Source organism: Streptomyces sp. URMC 123, assembly GCF_051386515.1.
Lineage (GTDB): Bacteria > Actinomycetota > Actinomycetes > Streptomycetales > Streptomycetaceae > Streptomyces.
This window is the reverse complement of sequence record NZ_JBPQTV010000130.1, coordinates 1-16,802: the sequence shown is the minus strand read 5'-3', so window position 1 is coordinate 16,802 and position 16,802 is coordinate 1. Positions and strand designations below refer to the sequence as shown.

The window sequence follows — 16,802 nt, the reverse complement described above, 5'->3', positions numbered from 1 at the left end:
GGTGTTTGCGCGCCCGGTTGCTGGGTGGTGTCGGTGCCGCACCGGGGTACCTCCTCGGCGGCGCACGTGCACGTGGTTTCTTCGGCTGTCCCGCCGTCTCGTGCGCCGCGCTGCGGGGGCACCCCGCTACGTCCCCTCCGGTGGGATGGGCGCACAAAGCGGAGTGGGGGGTCTGCGCTCCCTGCGTGTGGGGTGCTGGTGGTGTCGCGATCGTGCGCGGGTGGTCGCCCATGGCACCGTGACCGTCGCTGCCGTCTCAGCGGGATTCGCCGCGCTCCGCGATCCAGCTCGCCATCGCCCGTACGCCGACCCCGACGGCGCGCTCGTCCGGGGAGAAGTCGGGGTAGTGCGGGTAGCCGGCTGTGATGGGTGCGCCGGGGGCACGGACGCCGAGGAAGGTGTACGTGCCGGGGACCCGGTCCAGGAAGAGGGCGAAGTCCTCGCCGCTGAAGGGCGGGAAAGCGGCACGGAGCTCGGTCACCGCGTTCGGGCCGAGCGTGCGGCGCAGGTGGTGGGCGAGCCTTCGGGCGTCGCCTTCCGGGCAGACCATGGCCGGGAACGGCTCGGCGGGGAAGCTCACCGTGGCCCCCGCGTACGACGTGGCCGCTCGGCGGATGCCCTCACGCACCTCCGCGTACCGCTCCTGCGGCCAGCAGCGATAGGACACGCTCACCTTGGCCTCCTGCGCTCTGGCCCGCACGGCCACGAACCGGGCCAGTGGCCCGTTGGGCGTCTGAGCGTCAGCGACAATCCGCTCCAGGTCCGCGGGAGTCCGCGGCAGGGCCACCGTCGCGAGCGCGCCGATGTCGGCGGCCAGTCGCCGCGCGCCATCGGGCGCGTCCGGACCGGAGAGCGTCACCTCCGCCTTGTCCTGGCCCGGAATCCCGTAGCCCGGGGTCACGGCGAACCGGCCGACCGGGAACGGCCCGCAGTGCAGTGCGTGGATCTCCTCGACGCGGTGGCGCTCCAGCACGCCCGCGTCGATCATTGCGCGGGCCCCGGACAGAGTCTCCTCGGCAGGCTGGAAAAGGAAGACCACCGTTCCGCTCAGTCGCTGCCGCAGCCGCGCCAGGACCTGAGCGACGCCGACGCCCACCGCGGTGTGGACGTCGTGACCGCAGACGTGGGCCGACGCCAATGCTCCCCCGACGATGTCCTTGGCCGGAACCGCGTCCATGTCCGCCCGGTAGGCGACGGTCCGGCCCGGACGCGAGCCGCGCAGGACGCCGACGACTCCGTGGCCGCCCACCCCGGTGGTGACGCTCAGCCCGGCCGCCCGCAGTTCTCGGGCCACCACACCGGCAGTACGCCGCTCCTGGCCCGGGCCCTCCGGGTGCCGGTGGATGTCCCGCCGCAACCCGATCAGCCCGCGCTCCAGACGCGCCACCTCGGCGTCCACCGCCGCCTGCTCCACCGGCCCTCTCCACCCACCGGCGACGGCTCTCCCCGCGCCTCCCCACACCATTCCCGCACCGGCTGCCGCCGCGCCGGCCAGCAGCGTACGGCGCGCGAGAGCGTGCTCCATGGGACGATTCACTGATTCCCCTTCGCGGTCCTTCACGTGATGTTCCGGAACACACGATCGCCGCACGCGGATGCCGCTGCCCATCCGGCGAGCCACCGCTGAGGGATGGGGGCAACCCCCACCCGCGGGGGGCCGAGCCGTGATGCGCGAGCTGCGGCTACTGGGAGATCTCGGAGGCCCACTCCCGTACGGCCGTGGCGGAGACCGGGGCCGCCCAGCCTTCCGGGCCACGTGCCGCGCCACCGATGTGGAACGCGTCGATGCCCGCGGCCCGCAGCGCGGGAACGTGCGCCGCGCGCAGCCCGCCGCCCACGAGGATTCGTTGCTCGTAGCCCGGCTCACCGCGCCGCGCGGCCTCCGCGATCAGCGTCGGCAGTCCCTCGGACACGCCCTCGGGCGCGCCCGCCGTCAGGTACGTGTCGAGCCCGGGCAGCTCGGCGAGGTGCAGCCGCAGCTCGTGGCGGTCGGCGGCGCGGTCGATGGCGCGGTGGAACGTCCACGGACACCCCTCGATGACGTCGAGCAGCCGTTCGACGGCCACGAGGTCGGGCCGCCCATGGGCGTCGAGGAAGCCGAGCACGAACGCGTCGGCGCCGGCCTCCCGCAGCTCCGCGGCGGCGGCGCACAGCGCGGCCACGTCGCGCGCGTCACCGGCCGAGAAGCCGTCGGCGGCGCGCAGCATCACCCGTACGGGGATGTCCACCGCGGCCCGCACCGCGGCGAAGGTCTCCGCCGAGGGGGTGAGCCCGTCGGCGGCCATGTCGGTGACCAGTTCGAGACGGTCCGCGCCGCCCTCCTGCGCGGCCACCGCGTCCTGTGCGTCGAGTGCGATCACTTCCAGGATCGGACCGTTGCTCACGTGACACCCTTCCTCCCCGACCCGCGCCTGGGACGACAGGTCTAGTCCAATGTCACCCTACGCGCTGCGCCACTCACAGCGCACCCCTCTCCAGGGTCGCGCCACGGCCGCCGCCCCGCGCGCTCCCCGCCCCGAAGGGCGGGCAAACACGGGCGACCACTCGCGCACGATCGCGACACCACCAGCACCTCACACGTAGGGAGCGCAGAACCCCCCACCCGCTTTGTGCGCCCATGCCGCCGGAGGGGACGTAGCGGGGTGCCCCCGCAGCGCGGCGCACGAGACGGCGGGAGAGCCGAAGAAGCCACGTGCACGTGCGCCGCCGAGGAGGTACCCCGGTGCGGCACCGACCCCCGCACCCTCGGGGCGCCGCAAACACCACCCCACCCCCGCCCCGAAGGGGCGGGAAAAGCCCGTGGCGTTCACGTCGACGACGGTCACGTCACGGACGACCCACAACAGGGACGTCGCGCGAACCACCCCGGAGGGGACGTCGCGCAGGCCCGCCCGGAGGGCACCGCGCGGGAGACAATGACCGCATGGCCACTCCCCCTCCCGCGGAGCGGGAAGACACGAACCACCCGCACGCCGAACTGCGCAACCGCTGGGCCGCCGCCCTCGAAGAGGCCCGGGCGGCCACCGACGAACCGCACAGCGCGAGCGACCCCGCCCCCAGCCCGTACCCGTACGCGGACAACCTGCTGGCCCGCTGGGCCGAACCCCAGCGCAGGTACCACACCACGGACCACCTGATCGCGGTCCTCGACCGCGTCGACGAGCTGGCCGCGCACGCGGCCGACCCGGCCGCCGTGCGCCTCGCGGCCTGGTTCCACGACGCCGTGTACCTGCCGGAGCGCTCCACCAACGAGGAGCGCAGCGCGCGGCTCGCCGAGCGCGCCCTGCCGGAGGCGGGCGTGCCGCAGGCCCGTACGGAGGAGGTGGCGCGCCTGGTGCGGCTGACCCGGGACCACGACCCACGGCCGGGCGACACCAACGGCGAGGTGCTCTGCGACGCCGACCTCGCCGTGCTCGCGGGCTCCCCGGAGGCGTACGCCGCCTACGCGGCCGCCGTCCGCGAGGAGTACGCGTTCGTGCCGGACGACGCGTTCCGCGAGGGCCGGGCGGCGGTGCTGCGCCACCTGCTGGGGCTGCCGAAACTGTTCCGCACGCCGCGGGGCGCGCGGCTGTGGGAGGCCGCGGCCCGCCACAACATGGCCACGGAGCTGGAGCTGCTCACCGGCTGACGCGGGAGCCACCCGGGTCACCGGGCGGCGGCCCGGCCGACACCCCGGCCGGCACCCCGCGGAGCACCGCGCACAGCGCCTCCAGCGCCCCCGCGAACGCGTGCTCCGGCGGCGTGCCGTACCCGATGACCAGCCCCTCCGCCGGCCCGGCGGAGTCGGCGGACGCGTAGCGCGACAGCCCGTCCAGGGCCAGCCCCCGCGCCTCACCCCCCGCGAGCGCGACCCCCTCCGCACCCGGCGGCAGCCGCAGCACCGCGTGCAGACCCGCGGCGATCCCGCCGACCCGCAGCCCCGGCGCGTGCTCGGCGAGCGCGGCCACGAGCCGGTCGCGCCGCCGCCGGTAGCGCTGCCGCATCCCCCGTACGTGGCGGTCGTACGCCCCGGAGGCGATGAAGTCGGCGAGGGCGAGCTGGTCGAGCGCGCTGGAGTGCCAGTGCACGGCCCCCTTCGCGGCCGTGACGGGCCCGAGGAGCCGCTCGGGCAGCACCATCCAGGCGAGCCGCAGCGCCGGGGAGAGGCTCTTGCTCACCGTGCCGACGTACACGACGTGTTCGGGGTCCAGGCCCTGGAGCGCCCCCACGGGCTGCCGGTCGTAGCGGAACTCCCCGTCGTAGTCGTCCTCGATCACCAGTCCGCCCGTGGCGCGGGCCCAGTCGACGACGGCCGCGCGCCGGTCGGGGTGGAGCGGCATCCCGAGGGGGAACTGGTGGGCGGGGGTGAGGAGGACGGCGGACACGTCGGCGGAGCGCGCCAGCTCCCCCGTACGGGCGCCGTGTTCGTCGACGGCGAGCGGCACCGTGGCCAGTCCGGTTCGCCGGATCAGCTCGCGGTGGAGGCCGAGGCCGTACTCCTCGACGGCCATGCGCCGCCCGCCGGCCTCCCGCAGCACCGAGCTGAGCAGCATCAGCCCGTGCACGAAGCCCGCGCAGAGGACGATGCGTTCGGGGTCGGCCCGTACGCCGCGGGCGCGCGCCAGGTACTCGGCCAGGACCACGCGCAGCTCGCGGCGCCCGCGCGGTTCGGTGTAGCCGAACGCCTCGTTCGGCGCCGTCGCGAGGGCGCGCCGCATGGCGGTGGCCCAGCCGGTGCGGGGGAACGAGCCGGCGTCGGGCAGGCCGGGCAGCAGGCTGTACGCGGGCGTGCCGGGGAAGGGGCGCGCCGGGCCGGACGGGTCACGGAAGGTCAGGGCCCGGCCGCGGCCGCGTACGGGGGCGGGCTCGGCCCGGCGGGCGACCCGGGTGCCGGAGCCCTGACGGGCGGTCAGCCGGCCCTCGGCGACGAGTTCGGCGTAGGCGTCGGCGACGGTGTTGCGGGCGAGGCCGAGGTCGGCGGCGAGCGCGCGGGAGGAGGGCAGCCGCGCGCCGGGGGCCAGCCGACCGGTGGCGATGGCCTCGCGCAGGGCGCGGGTGAGCGCCCTGCGCACGCCGCCGCGGGTGCGGTCGAGGCGGAGGTCCAGATGGAGGTCGGCCCCGGCCGCGCCGGCCGCCGGCGGGTCGGCCGGGACGCCTGTGCCCGGGCCGCCGGGCGCGTCGACCCCTGAAATGGCCCACGAATCGGTCATGGGAATGGACCATACCGGTGGGCCACCGGCCTCCTAGGCTGGCGGCATGACACCGCACGACACCCTTCCCGACACCGCGCCCCACGCCTCCCCCGCGACCTCGACCTCGACCTCGACCTCGACGACGACCACGACCACCGGCACCGCCCCCCGCGGCCACCGCCGCATGGTGCTGCGCGAGCTCGCCCCCGAGGTCTACAAGGCGATGTTCGCCCTGTCCGCGGCCGCCGGAAAGGGCCTGGACCCGGCCCTCACGGAGCTGGTCAAGGTGCGCGCGTCCCAGATCAACCACTGCGCGTTCTGCGTCGATCTGCACACCGCGGCGGCGCGCGAGGCGGGCGAGAGCGAGAAGCGGCTGTATCTGCTGAGCGCCTGGGAGGAGGCCGCCGGCGTCTACACCGAGAAGGAGCGGGCGGCGCTCGCGCTGACCGAGGCGGTCACCGTCCTCACCGACGGCTTCGTGCCGGACGCGGTGTACGAGCGGGCCGCGCGCCACTTCGAGGAGGCCGAGCTGGCGCAGTTGATCTCGCTGATCGTCACCATCAACGCGTGGAACCGGATCGCGGTGACCACGCGCATGGTCCCCGGCGAGTTCTGACGGCCCCGGCACCGGCCCCGGCGCGTTCCGACGGCACCGGTCCCAGCCCCGGCCCCGGCGCGTTCCGACGGCCCCGCCGGCCACCGGCGCTCAGCGGTGCTTGGGGAGCCGCAGCCCCGCCTCCGTCAGCCGCCGCAGCAGCTCCTTCGTGCCGACCTCGACCGCCCCGGCGGCCACCACCGCCGGGTACCGCTCGCTCGGCACGTCGTAGTGGTCCCCGTCGAACGCCCGCGCCGGCATGTCGAGCCGCGCCGCGAACGCGTGCAGCTCCTCGTACGACACGTCGCTGACCAGGTGCGACCACATGCGGCCGTGGCCCGGCCAGATCGGCGGGTCGATGTACAGCGCCACGCTCAGCCGCCGCCCTCGGCCGGCCCGGCCGCCCCCGCCGCCCCCGCGGCGCCGAGCGAGCCGACCCGCGCCACGACCACCCCGGCCTTGCCGCACACCCAGTGCGGGTCCGGGCCCAGCTCCGGTTCGACGTCCAGGGCGTGCGGATCGCCCGCGGCGCACACCGGGCACAGCGGCCAGCGCCCGTACCGCTCCAGCAGCGCGTCCTGGACGTCCTGGGCCACCAGCCCGGCCAGGAAGCCCGCGCCCTCGGGCCACTGCTCCACCCACCAGCGCCGGCCGGCCACCGCGTCCTCGACGAGGGAGACGACGTCCGCGTCGGCGACGTCCCGCGCCGTCAGGTCGGCGATCACCAATGCCCGTGCGGCGTGCAGGGCCTGTTCCAGCTCCATGTCCCCATTGTCACGCCTGTCCCACGGCTCGCACCGCCGCCCCGGGCCCGGCCCGCCACAATGGCGGCAACCGGGCCGCCCGCGCCCGTACGCCCGTGCACCCCGGACAGGAGAGCCGCCGCCCATGACCTCCACCGACGACGCCCGCGCGGCGCTGCGCGCCCAGCTCGACGCCCTCGGCACCGAGGGGTTCCGCCGGGAGCTGGCCGACATCGACCGGCTCGACACCCTGGAGATCGCCCGGATCATGAACGGCGAGGACGCCACCGTGCCCGCCGCCGTCGCCGCCCGGCTGCCGCTGATCGCCGCCGCCATCGACGCCACCGCCGAGCGCATGGCCCGCGGCGGGCGGCTGATCTACGCGGGCGCCGGCACCGCGGGCCGGCTCGGCGTGCTGGACGCCAGCGAGTGCCCGCCCACCTTCAACACCGCCCCCGGGCAGGTCGTCGGGCTGATCGCGGGCGGGCCCGCGGCCATGGTGAGCGCCGTCGAGGGCGCCGAGGACAGCGCCCGGCTGGCCGCCGCCGACCTGGACGCCCTCGGCATCGCGGCCGACGACACCGTGGTGGGCGTCTCGGCCTCCGGCCGCACCCCGTACGCCATCGGCGCCGTCGCCCACGCGCGGGCGCGCGGCGCGCTGACCATCGGGCTGTCGGGCAATGAGGGGTCGGCGCTCGCGGCCGCCGCCGAGCACGGCATCGAGGTGGTGACCGGCCCCGAGCTGCTGGCCGGCTCCACCCGGCTGAAGGCCGGCACGGCGCAGAAGCTGGTGCTCAACATGATCTCGACGATCACGATGATCCGGCTGGGCAAGACCTTCGGCAATCTGATGGTCGACGTGCGCGCCACCAACGAGAAGCTGCGGGCCCGCTCGCACCGGATCGTCGCGCTGGCCACCGGCGCCTCGGACGAGGAGATCGCGGCCGCGCTGGGGGCGACCGGCGGCGAGGTGAAGGACGCGATCCTGATGCTGCTCGGCGGGGTCGACGCCCCCACGGCGCGGCGGCTGCTCGACGGCGCGGACGGGCGGCTGCGCACCGCTCTGGGCCGCTCCCTCCGCGCGGCGCCTCGACCCGGACCGGACGGGGGATGACGATGGAGGCCGCCCGCCGGGCGGCCGGCGCCGCCCCGCGGGCTCTCATCCGACCCGGCTCCGGCCGGTGCACAGCGAGGCCCCCGCATGCCCGAGGCATCCCCCCACCGTGCCGTCGCCGCCGCGATCCTGCCGCTCGTGGGCGGCGCGGCCAACGTCCTGTCCGTGGCGCACTGCATGACCCGGCTGCGCCTCGCGCTGGCCGACCGGTCCCTGGTGCGGGACGCGGAGCTGGCCGCGCTGCCGGCGGTCCTCGGGGTGGTGGAGGACGACACGTACCAGATCGTGCTGGGGCCGGGGGCGGTCGCCCGGGTGGCCCCGGAGTTCGAACGCCTGCTGGCCGGCGCCCCGGTGGCGCGGACGGGGCACGCGGAGGCGGCGGGCAGCGCACCGGCGGGGCACGCACCGGCACGCGGCACACCGACGGCCGTGCCCCTGGACGCCGATGCCCTCGCCGCCCGCGGCTCCGCCCTGCGCGCGCGCCGAAGGGCCCGTAACGCCACCCCGGCGAAGCTGCTGCTGCGCCGGATCGCCAATATCTTCGTACCGCTGATCCCGGCCCTCATCGGCTGCGGCATCGTCGCGGGCGCCGGGGGCCTGCTCACCAATCTGGACCTGCTGCCCGCCCTGGTGCCGCTGCTGGCCGCGGTCTCCGGCGGCTTCATGTCGCTGATCGCGGTGTTCGTCGGGGTCAACACGGCCAAGGAGTTCGGCGGCACGCCCGTGCTGGGCGGCGCGGTCGCGGCCGTCACGGTGTACGCGGGCGTGGCCCAGATCAGCGTGTTCGGCCAGCGGCTCTCCCCCGGCCAGGGCGGTGTGCTGGGCGCGCTCTGCGCGGCGCTGCTGGCGGTGCGGGTGGAGAGGGCCTGCCGGCGCCGGGTGCCGGAGGGGCTCGACGTGCTGGTGACGCCGACGCTGACGGTGCTGGTGCCGGGCCTGATGACGCTGTGCGGGCTGATGTTCCTGGCCGGGTGGGTGTCGACGGCCCTCGGCTCGGCCACCACCTGGCTGCTGGCGAGCGGCGGCGCCGTCGCCGGCTTCGTGCTCGGCGGGCTGTTCCTGCCGCTGGTGATGCTGGGCCTGCACCAGGCCCTGATCCCGCTCCATACGACGCTGATCCAGCAGCAGGGCCACACCGTGCTGCTGCCGATCCTGGCGATGGCGGGCGCGGGGCAGGTCGGGGCGGCGCTCGCGGTCCATGTGCGGCTGCGGCACGTGCCGTCGATGCGCAGGACGATCCGCTCGGCGCTGCCGGCCGGGCTGCTGGGCATCGGCGAGCCGCTGATCTACGGGGTGTCGCTGCCGCTGGGCCGGCCCTTCGTGACGGCGTGCGTGGGCGGCGCGTTCGGCGGCGCGGTGATCGGGCTGCTCGGCCAGATGGGTACGGCGGTGGGCGCGACGGCCATCGGGCCGTCCGGCTGGGCGCTGTTCCCGCTGCTGCGGGGCCCGGCGGGGTTCGCGGCCACGGCGGCGGCCTACGCGGCGGGGCTGCTGGCGGGGTACGGGGCCGGGTTCCTCGCCACGTATCTCTTCGGGTTCCCGGGGGGAACGGCCGAGGCCCGGCCACGGGACACGGCCACGCGGTGAGCCCGGGAACGCCCGAGGGCGGCACCCCTGGTGGGGGTGCCGCCCTCGGGTCCGTACGACTGGAACAGCCGATCCGTCAGCCGGATCAGAAGTCCATGTCACCGCCCGGCATGCCGCCCGGAGCGGCCGCGGCGGCCTTCTCCGGCTTGTCGGCGATGACGGCCTCGGTGGTGAGGAAGAGCGCCGCGATGGAGGCGGCGTTCTGCAGCGCGGAGCGGGTGACCTTGGCCGGGTCGATGATGCCCTCGGCGACCAGGTCGACGTACTCGCCGGTCGCGGCGTTGAGGCCGTGACCCGGGGTCAGGTTGCGCACCTTCTCCACGACGACGCCGCCCTCGAGACCGGCGTTGACCGCGATCTGCTTCAGCGGGGCCTCCAGCGCGAGCTTGACGGCCTGCGCACCGGTGGCCTCGTCGCCCTCGAGCTCGAGCTTCTCGAACACCTGGGACGCCTGGAGCAGGGCCACGCCACCACCGGCGACGATGCCCTCCTCGACGGCGGCCTTGGCGTTGCGCACCGCGTCCTCGATGCGGTGCTTGCGCTCCTTGAGCTCCACCTCGGTCGCGGCGCCGGCCTTGATGACGGCCACGCCGCCGGCCAGCTTCGCGAGGCGCTCCTGGAGCTTCTCGCGGTCGTAGTCCGAGTCGGAGTTCTCGATCTCGGCGCGGATCTGGTTGACCCGGCCCTGCACCTGGTCGGCGTCACCGGCGCCGTCCACGATGGTGGTCTCGTCCTTGGTGACGGTGACCTTGCGGGCGCGGCCGAGCAGGTCGATGCCGGCGTTCTCGAGCTTGAGGCCGACCTCCTCGGAGATCACGGTGCCACCGGTGAGGATGGCGATGTCGCCGAGCATGGCCTTGCGGCGGTCGCCGAAGCCCGGGGCCTTGACGGCGACGGACTTGAAGGTGCCGCGGATCTTGTTGACGACCAGGGTCGCCAGGGCCTCGCCCTCGATGTCCTCGGCGATGATCAGCAGCGGCTTGCCCGACTGCATGACCTTCTCCAGCAGCGGAAGGAGGTCCTTCACGTTGCTGATCTTCGAGTTGACGATCAGGATGTACGGGTCGTCGAGCGACGCCTCCATACGCTCCATGTCGGTGGCGAAGTAGGGGGAGATGTAACCCTTGTCGAAGCGCATGCCCTCGGTGAGCTCGAGCTCGAGCCCGAAGGTCTGCGACTCCTCGACGGTGATGACACCTTCCTTGCCGACCTTGTCCATCGCCTCGGCGATGAGCTCGCCGATCTGGGTGTCGGCGGCGGAGATGGAGGCGGTGGAGGCGATCTGCTCCTTGGTCTCCACGTCCTTGGCCTGCTCGAGCAGCTGGGCGGAGACGGCCTCGACGGCCTTCTCGATGCCGCGCTTGAGGGCCATCGGGTTGGCGCCCGCGGCAACGTTGCGGAGGCCCTCGCGGACCAGCGCCTGGGCGAGGACGGTCGCGGTCGTCGTGCCGTCACCGGCGACGTCGTCCGTCTTCTTCGCGACCTCCTTGACCAGCTCGGCGCCGATCTTCTCGTACGGGTCCTCGAGCTCGATCTCCTTGGCGATGGACACACCATCGTTGGTGATCGTGGGGGCGCCCCACTTCTTCTCGAGGACGACGTTGCGGCCCTTGGGGCCGAGGGTGACCTTGACGGCGTCGGCGAGCTGGTTCATCCCGCGCTCGAGGCCGCGCCGCGCCTCCTCGTCGAACGCGATGATCTTGGCCATGTGAAGTGGTCCTCCCAGGACTTGGGCGTCCCCCCGTGCCGAAGGCTACGGGGGAGGATTTCTCCGGACCGCGCTGGCGCCCGCGACGGACGGCCTGCCGACCCGGCGGTTCCTTGCCCCACCCGGCCCGCGGGCCTCACCGACCCGGTCCTCCTTGTCACTCTCACGCGTAGAGTGCTAACGCCAATGATTAGCACTCGCACCCTGAGAGTGCAAGCGCGCCGGGGAGTTTCGAATCCGGTGCCCGGGGGCCCGGCGCGGGGGTGCGCAGGGGCCCTGACGAGGGGCGACGGGCGCGTGGAGGAGGCGACACGCGAGGCGGGCGGCGTACACGCGAACGAACACGGACCACGGGCGCGGAACCAGGGACGCACGGGCGCGGGCCTGCGGCCGTACGGGCGCGCGCACACGACAGGGCCCGCACCCCGAAGGGTGCGGGCCCCGGTCACGGACAGAGACAGTCGGCGCTTCAGCCGGCTAGGCGGAGACCCGGACCATGTCCGCCTGCGGCCCCTTCTGGCCCTGCGAGATCTCGAACTCGACCCGCTGGCCTTCCTCGAGGGTGCGGTAGCCGTCCATCTGAATCGCGCTGTAGTGCACGAAGACGTCCGCACCACCGTCGACCGCGATGAAGCCGTACCCCTTCTCCGCGTTGAACCACTTGACGGTGCCCTGAGCCATTCCTAACTCCCCTATTACTGGCCCTTGCACAGGACCGCACTCCGCGGACCCGGGTCAGACCTCACCCCCTGACAGGTGGGGGTGTGCGCCGGAACGCGTCGACCGCGGCTGAATGTATCCGCACAGATGCCCTCCGCAACAGGTCACTCGGACGAGAATTCCGGGCATGGCCGATCGGATAATTGGCGAGATCTCCCGCGAATTCCGGGCAAGTCGGGCCGGACATAAGGGATGTAACCGACAAATCTCAGCCAGGCGCGCGGTTCAGATTGTCGCGTTCTCATATGCGCGGGACACCCGCGCGAAAGGGGGAGCGGGCTAACTGTACCGCGCTCAACCATGCAGAATCGCCCCTTCCGTTTCTCTCACGGAGGGGGCGATTCTCATTACGCAAGGTTGTTGAATTTCTCCTCGGCGGCCGAATGTCGACCCCTCGGCGTGGCCGGTTTCAGCCGCCCGCGACGGCCGGAATGATCGATACGCCGGCGCCCTCGGGAGTGGCCGTATTCAGCCCCTCCGCGAAGCGCACGTCGTCGTCGTTCACATAGACATTGATGAAGCGGCGCAGTCGGCCGGTGTCGTCCAGAACCCGGGCGGCAATGCCCTGATGGCTCTTCTCCAGGTCCGCCAGCACCTCGGCGAGGGTGGCGCCCTCGGCGGAGACCTCGGCCCGGCCCCCGGTGTAGGGGCGCAGGATGGTCGGAATTCGGACAGTGACGCTCATCGGTTTCGCCTTCCGGTCGAGGCTCGCGTGACACGGGTGGAACAGCAGGAGACAGCGTGAAGCGGGGGCGGAGCGGGAGAAGGGAGAGAGGCGGAGCGGCGCTCAGGCCAGGCCGGCCGCGCGGAACGCGTCCAGGCTGGGCCGGATGACGGCCGAGGGCCCGCTCGTGGGGGCCACCGCGTCCAGCGTCTTGAGGCCGTCGCCGGTGTTGAGCACGACGGTCTCGGCGGCCGGGTCGAGCTGCCCGGTCTCGATCAGCTTGGCCAGCACGCCCACCGTCACCCCGCCCGCGGTCTCGGCGAAGATGCCCTCCGTGCGGGCGAGCAGCTTGATCGCGTCCACGATCCGCCGGTCGTCCACGTCCTCCACCGCGCCGCCGGTGCGGCGGCAGATGTCCAGCACGTACGGGCCGTCGGCGGGGTTGCCGATGGCAAGCGACTTGGCGATGGTGTCGGGCCGGACGGGCCGCACCACGTCGTGGCCGTCCTTGAACGCGCGGGACACCGGGGAGCAGCCCTCCGCCTGGGCCCCGTAGATCCTGTACGGCCGGTCCTCGACCAGCCCGAGGGCGATCAGCTCCCGCAGCCCCTTGTCGATCTTCGTGAGCTGGGAGCCGGAGGCGATGGGGACGACGAGGTTGTCCGGCAGCCGCCAGCCGAGCTGCTCGCAGATCTCGTAGGCGAGCGTCTTGGAGCCCTCGCCGTAGTAGGGGCGCAGATTGACGTTGACGAAGCCCCAGCCCTCGCCCAGCGGGTCGCCGATGAGCTCCGAGCAGAAGCGGTTGACGTCGTCGTAGGTGCCCTCGATGCCGACCAGGTCGCCGCCGTAGACGGCGGCCATCACGACCTTGCCCGCCTCCAGGTCGTGCGGGATGAACACGCACGAGCGCAGTCCGGCGCGGGCGGCAGCGGCGCCGACGGCGCCGGCGAGGTTGCCGGTGGAGGAGCAGGAGAGGGTGGTGAAACCGAAGGCGCGGGCGGCCTCGACGGCGACGGCGACCACCCGGTCCTTGAAGGAGTGGGTGGGGTTGCCGGAGTCGTCCTTGATGTGCAGGCCGCCGGTGATGCCCAGTTCGCGGGCGAGGTTGTCGGCCCGGACGAGCTTCGTGAAGCCGGGGTTGAGGTTCGGCCGCTCGGCCACGTCGGCGGGGACCGGCAGCAGGGGGGCGTAGCGCCAGATGCTGTGGGGGCCGGCCGCGATCCGCTCGCGCAGCGCCTCCGGGTCCCCGGTGGGGAGGTCGTACGCGATCTCCAGCGGTCCGAAGCAGGACTCGCAGGCGAAGACCGGTCCGAGCGGGAAGCGTTCGCCGCACTCGCGGCAGGACAGGGCTGCGGCGGGACCGAACGGGGCGCCCGGGGCGGGAGCGGGGGCGGGGGTGGTGCCGGCGACGGTGTGCACTGCCATGGAGGCGAGGCCCTTTCTCCTCATCTTCCCCGCGGCGTACCTCGCCGCGAGACGGAATTGGCACCTTCCCTAGCCGGGAGCCTCGCGGTGTCGCTGTCGAGTGTCCGGCTGGAGGGTTGCCGGGGCTTCATCGGGCCGTGTCCCTCTGCCCCTCTGGATGAGCGGTGTGGCACCGGGCGGGGCCCGGGCGTTTGTCGGCATCGGGACCCGGCGTGGGCCGGGTCGACGCGTTGTTCAAGACTGTAACGGACGGACCGCGCGATTGAGACAGCCGTCCGCAACGCGAGATGGATCACAACGGCCGGGGCCGGGGCGCGGCATGACCACGGTCATGGTCATGGGCCAGGGTCAGGGCCAGGGCACGACGAGGAGAGACGGGCACGTGCTGGAAGAGGTGGAGCGCTGGCTGGACCGGCGCTCCTGGTCGGCCGCCGACCGGACGCCGGATCAGTTGCTCGCCGCGAAGCGGGCGTCGGGGCCGGCCGGGACGGTCAGCGTGGTGCTCCCGGCGCTCGACGAGGAGGCCACGGTGGGGCCGATCGTGGAGACGATCCGGCGGGAGCTGATGAGCGCGGCCATGCCGCTGGTCGACGAACTGGTGGTGCTCGACTCGGGTTCCACCGACCGTACGGCTCAGGTGGCGGCGCGGGCGGGGGCCCGGGTGGTGCACCGCGACTCCCTGCTGCCGAGGGTGCCGGCCCTGCCGGGCAAGGGCGAGGTGCTGTGGCGGTCGCTGCTCGCCACCCGCGGCGAGATCGTCTGCTTCGTCGACGCCGACCTGCGGGACTTCTCCGCCGCGTTCGTCTCCGGCATCGTGGGCCCGCTGCTGACGGAGCCCGGGGTGCAGCTGGTGAAGGCGATGTACGACCGGCCGCTGGAGGGGGGCGCCGGCGGGGAGCAGGGCGGCCGGGTCACCGAGCTGGTGGCGCGGCCGCTGCTCAATCTGCACTGGCCGCGGCTGGCCGGCTTCGTCCAGCCGCTGGGCGGCGAGTACGCGGCCCGCCGCACGCTGCTGGAGCGGCTGCCGTTCCCGGTGGGGTACGGGGTGGAGCTGGGGATGCTGATCGACGCGCTCGACCTGGTGGGGCTGGACGCGCTGGCGCAGGTCGACGTGGGGGTGCGGCGCCACCGCCACCAGGACGGGCAGGCGCTCGGCCGGATGGCCGCGACGATCTACGGGACGGCGCAGGCGCGGCTGGAGCGGCGGGTGCGGCCGGTGCTCACGCAGTTCCATCGGGTGAACGGGGGCTTCGCGCCGCGGGTGCACGAGGTGGCGTCGGTGGAGCGCCCGCCCATGGCGACGGTGCCGGAGTACCGGGCGGCGCGCGCCGCGGCGTAGGGCCGGTCGGCAGCGCCCCGGCACAGGGCCTGTGCCCCGACCGGGCGGCGGTCGGGGCACCCGGGGAGCGATCGGGAAGCACAGCGGGCAGGGCGCGGGAAGGGCCGGTGACCCGGGCAAAGAGCCATGTTCCGCCGTGCTGTGGGAGGCGTCACCGTACGTTTGAGCGGTTACCCCGCGGGCTAGGCTCGCGTCATGGTCGCCAACCCGTCAGTGCCCGGACCGGCAGCCGCCGGCTCCGGTCGTTCCACCGCCCGTATCCTCCTCGCCTCGAACCGGGGGCCCGTCTCCTACGGCCTCGGGGACGACGGCTCGCTGTCCGCCAAACGGGGCGGCGGCGGCCTCGTCTCGGGACTCTCCGCGATCGGGGCGGACGCCGAGGCGATCTGGGTGTGCGCCGCGCTCGGCGAGGGCGACCGGGAGGCCGCGCGCCGCACGGACGGCCATCTGCCCACGGCGGACACCGGCGGGCGCCGCGTCCGCATGCTGGACATCCCCGCGGAGACGTTCGGCGCCGCCTACAACGGCATCGCCAACTCAGTGCTGTGGTTCGTGCACCACCTGCTGTACCAGACGCCGTTCGAGCCGTCGTTCGGCCCGGAGTTCCGCCGCCAGTGGGCCGCGTACGAGGCGTACAACGCGGCCTTCGCCGACGCGCTGGCCGAGGAGGCCGCCGAGGGCGCCGCCGTGCTGGTGCAGGACTACCACCTCTGCCTGGTGCCGGGCATGCTCCGGGAGCGCCGCCCCGACCTGCGGATCGGCCACTTCTCGCACACGCCGTGGGCGCCCGTGGACTACTTCCGGCTGCTGCCGGACGACGTGGCGCGGCAGCTGCTGCTCGGCATGCTGGGCGCCGACCGGGCCGCGTTCCTCACCCGGCGCTGGGCGGACGCGTTCGCCGACTGCGCGTCCGCGGTGCTCGGGGCGGAGGTCACGGACGGGGGCGTGGCCCTCGCCGGGCGCACCACCCGGCTCGGGGTGCACGGCCTGGGCGCGGACGCGGACTTCCTGCGCCGCCGGGCCCATGAGCCGGACGTCGACGAGCGGCTGGCGGCCCTGCGCGAGCAGATCGGCGGCGCGGACCGGAAGGTCGTGGTCCGGGTGGACCGGACCGAGCTGTCCAAGAACATCGTCCGCGGGCTGCGGGCGTTCCGGCAGCTGCTGACCGACCGCCCCGAGTGGCGCGGCCGGGTGGTGCACGTGGCGTTCGCCTACCCCTCCCGGCAGGATCTGGCGGTCTACCGCGACTACACCGCGGAGGTCCAGCGGGTCACCGACGAGATCAACTCCGCCTTCGGCACGCCCGGCTGGCAGCCGGTGATCCTGCACGTCAAGGACGACTTCGCGCGCTCCCTGGCCGCGTACCGGCTCGCGGACGTCGCGCTGGTCAACCCGATCCGCGACGGGATGAACCTGGTGGCCAAGGAGGTGCCGGTGGTCTCCGACGCGGGCTGCGCGCTGGTGCTCTCCCGCGAGGCGGGGGCCCACGAGGCGCTCGGCGAGCACGCGGTGAGCGTCAACCCGTACGACATCGACGGCACGGCGCGGGCGCTGCACGAGGCGCTGACCATGCCGGAGGACGAGCGGGCGGAGCGCACGAAGCGGCTGGCCGCGGCGGCGACGGCGCTGCCGCCGCAGCAGTGGTTCCTCGACCAGCTGGCGGCGCTGCGCTAGCGCGGGTCGGGGGGGGGGGGGGGGGGGGGGGGGGGGGGGGGGGGGGGGGGGGGGGGGGGGGG

The 16,802-nt window shown here is 74.2% G+C and carries 15 protein-coding genes and 1 riboswitch; of the genes, 6 read left to right on the top strand and 9 right to left on the bottom strand.

Features of this window, described 5'->3' with window-relative positions:
- Positions 1 to 256 precede the first annotated feature (256 nt).
- Both ACSNOD_RS16925 and ACSNOD_RS16920 read right to left on the bottom strand, forming a co-directional pair.
- A complete protein-coding gene (locus ACSNOD_RS16925; protein ID WP_436767775.1) occupies positions 257 to 1,525 on the bottom strand; it encodes a M20 metallopeptidase family protein in 1,269 nt (422 codons plus the stop codon).
- A 157-nt stretch (positions 1,526 to 1,682) separates the two neighbouring features.
- Positions 1,683 to 2,384 carry a copper homeostasis protein CutC gene (locus ACSNOD_RS16920; RefSeq protein ID WP_436767774.1) on the bottom strand — a complete coding sequence of 234 codons (702 nt, stop codon included), beginning with the start codon at positions 2,382 to 2,384 and terminating at the stop codon, positions 1,683 to 1,685.
- Between the two features lie 539 nt (positions 2,385 to 2,923).
- Here ACSNOD_RS16920 and ACSNOD_RS16915 point away from each other — a divergent pair.
- Entirely contained in the window at positions 2,924 to 3,628 is a 705-nt protein-coding gene (locus tag ACSNOD_RS16915) for an HD domain-containing protein (protein ID WP_436767773.1), read from the top strand.
- On the opposite strand, the gene ACSNOD_RS16910 is transcribed toward ACSNOD_RS16915, so the two are convergent.
- Positions 3,618 to 5,189, bottom strand: a complete 1,572-nt coding sequence (locus ACSNOD_RS16910; protein ID WP_436767772.1) for a PLP-dependent aminotransferase family protein — start codon at positions 5,187 to 5,189, stop codon at positions 3,618 to 3,620. The two genes, ACSNOD_RS16915 and ACSNOD_RS16910, sit on opposite strands and share 11 nt — an antisense overlap.
- Positions 5,190 to 5,235: 46 nt before the next feature.
- Between ACSNOD_RS16910 and ACSNOD_RS16905 the strand changes: the two genes are divergently transcribed.
- Positions 5,236 to 5,787 carry a carboxymuconolactone decarboxylase family protein gene (locus ACSNOD_RS16905; protein ID WP_436767771.1) on the top strand — a complete coding sequence of 184 codons (552 nt, stop codon included), beginning with the start codon at positions 5,236 to 5,238 and terminating at the stop codon, positions 5,785 to 5,787.
- 90 nt (positions 5,788 to 5,877) lie between these two features.
- On the opposite strand, the gene ACSNOD_RS16900 is transcribed toward ACSNOD_RS16905, so the two are convergent.
- The gene (locus ACSNOD_RS16900) at positions 5,878 to 6,138 is read right to left on the bottom strand and encodes a DUF4031 domain-containing protein (RefSeq protein WP_436767770.1); all 261 of its coding nucleotides are present in this window, start codon (positions 6,136 to 6,138) and stop codon (positions 5,878 to 5,880) included.
- A gap of 2 nt (positions 6,139 to 6,140) precedes the next feature.
- Positions 6,141 to 6,530: a hypothetical protein gene (locus tag ACSNOD_RS16895; protein ID WP_436767769.1), complete on the bottom strand. Its 390-nt coding sequence runs from the start codon at positions 6,528 to 6,530 to the stop codon at positions 6,141 to 6,143.
- A 124-nt stretch (positions 6,531 to 6,654) separates the two neighbouring features.
- On the opposite strand from ACSNOD_RS16895, the gene murQ reads away from it, so the two are divergent.
- Both murQ and ACSNOD_RS16885 read left to right on the top strand, forming a co-directional pair.
- The gene (gene murQ / locus ACSNOD_RS16890) at positions 6,655 to 7,623 is read left to right on the top strand and encodes an N-acetylmuramic acid 6-phosphate etherase (protein ID WP_436767768.1); all 969 of its coding nucleotides are present in this window, start codon (positions 6,655 to 6,657) and stop codon (positions 7,621 to 7,623) included.
- Positions 7,624 to 7,710: 87 nt separating this feature from the next.
- Positions 7,711 to 9,210 carry a PTS transporter subunit EIIC gene (locus ACSNOD_RS16885; RefSeq protein WP_436767767.1) on the top strand — a complete coding sequence of 500 codons (1,500 nt, stop codon included), beginning with the start codon at positions 7,711 to 7,713 and terminating at the stop codon, positions 9,208 to 9,210.
- A gap of 85 nt (positions 9,211 to 9,295) precedes the next feature.
- Here the strand turns inward: ACSNOD_RS16885 and groL are convergent, their stop codons facing one another.
- The 4 genes from groL to thrC all read right to left on the bottom strand — a co-directional run bounded on the left by groL (position 9,296) and on the right by thrC (position 13,727).
- The gene (gene groL / locus ACSNOD_RS16880; RefSeq protein ID WP_436767766.1) at positions 9,296 to 10,918 is read right to left on the bottom strand and encodes a chaperonin GroEL; all 1,623 of its coding nucleotides are present in this window, start codon (positions 10,916 to 10,918) and stop codon (positions 9,296 to 9,298) included.
- A gap of 477 nt (positions 10,919 to 11,395) precedes the next feature.
- Positions 11,396 to 11,599 carry a cold-shock protein gene (locus ACSNOD_RS16875; protein WP_010035953.1) on the bottom strand — a complete coding sequence of 68 codons (204 nt, stop codon included), beginning with the start codon at positions 11,597 to 11,599 and terminating at the stop codon, positions 11,396 to 11,398.
- A gap of 448 nt (positions 11,600 to 12,047) precedes the next feature.
- Positions 12,048 to 12,323 carry a MoaD/ThiS family protein gene (locus ACSNOD_RS16870; protein ID WP_436767765.1) on the bottom strand — a complete coding sequence of 92 codons (276 nt, stop codon included), beginning with the start codon at positions 12,321 to 12,323 and terminating at the stop codon, positions 12,048 to 12,050.
- Positions 12,324 to 12,425: 102 nt separating this feature from the next.
- Positions 12,426 to 13,727, bottom strand: a complete 1,302-nt coding sequence (gene thrC, locus ACSNOD_RS16865) for a threonine synthase (RefSeq protein WP_436767764.1) — start codon at positions 13,725 to 13,727, stop codon at positions 12,426 to 12,428.
- Between the two features lie 17 nt (positions 13,728 to 13,744).
- A riboswitch (SAM riboswitch) is annotated at positions 13,745 to 13,891 on the bottom strand.
- 218 nt (positions 13,892 to 14,109) lie between these two features.
- Between thrC and ACSNOD_RS16860 the strand changes: the two genes are divergently transcribed.
- Positions 14,110 to 15,066 carry a glucosyl-3-phosphoglycerate synthase gene (locus ACSNOD_RS16860; RefSeq protein ID WP_436767776.1) on the top strand — a complete coding sequence of 319 codons (957 nt, stop codon included), beginning with the start codon at positions 14,110 to 14,112 and terminating at the stop codon, positions 15,064 to 15,066.
- A gap of 195 nt (positions 15,067 to 15,261) precedes the next feature.
- Positions 15,262 to 16,740, top strand: coding sequence for an alpha,alpha-trehalose-phosphate synthase (UDP-forming) (locus tag ACSNOD_RS16855; protein ID WP_436767763.1), 1,479 nt, complete (start codon positions 15,262 to 15,264; stop codon positions 16,738 to 16,740).
- The last annotated feature ends 62 nt before the right edge of the window (positions 16,741 to 16,802 follow it).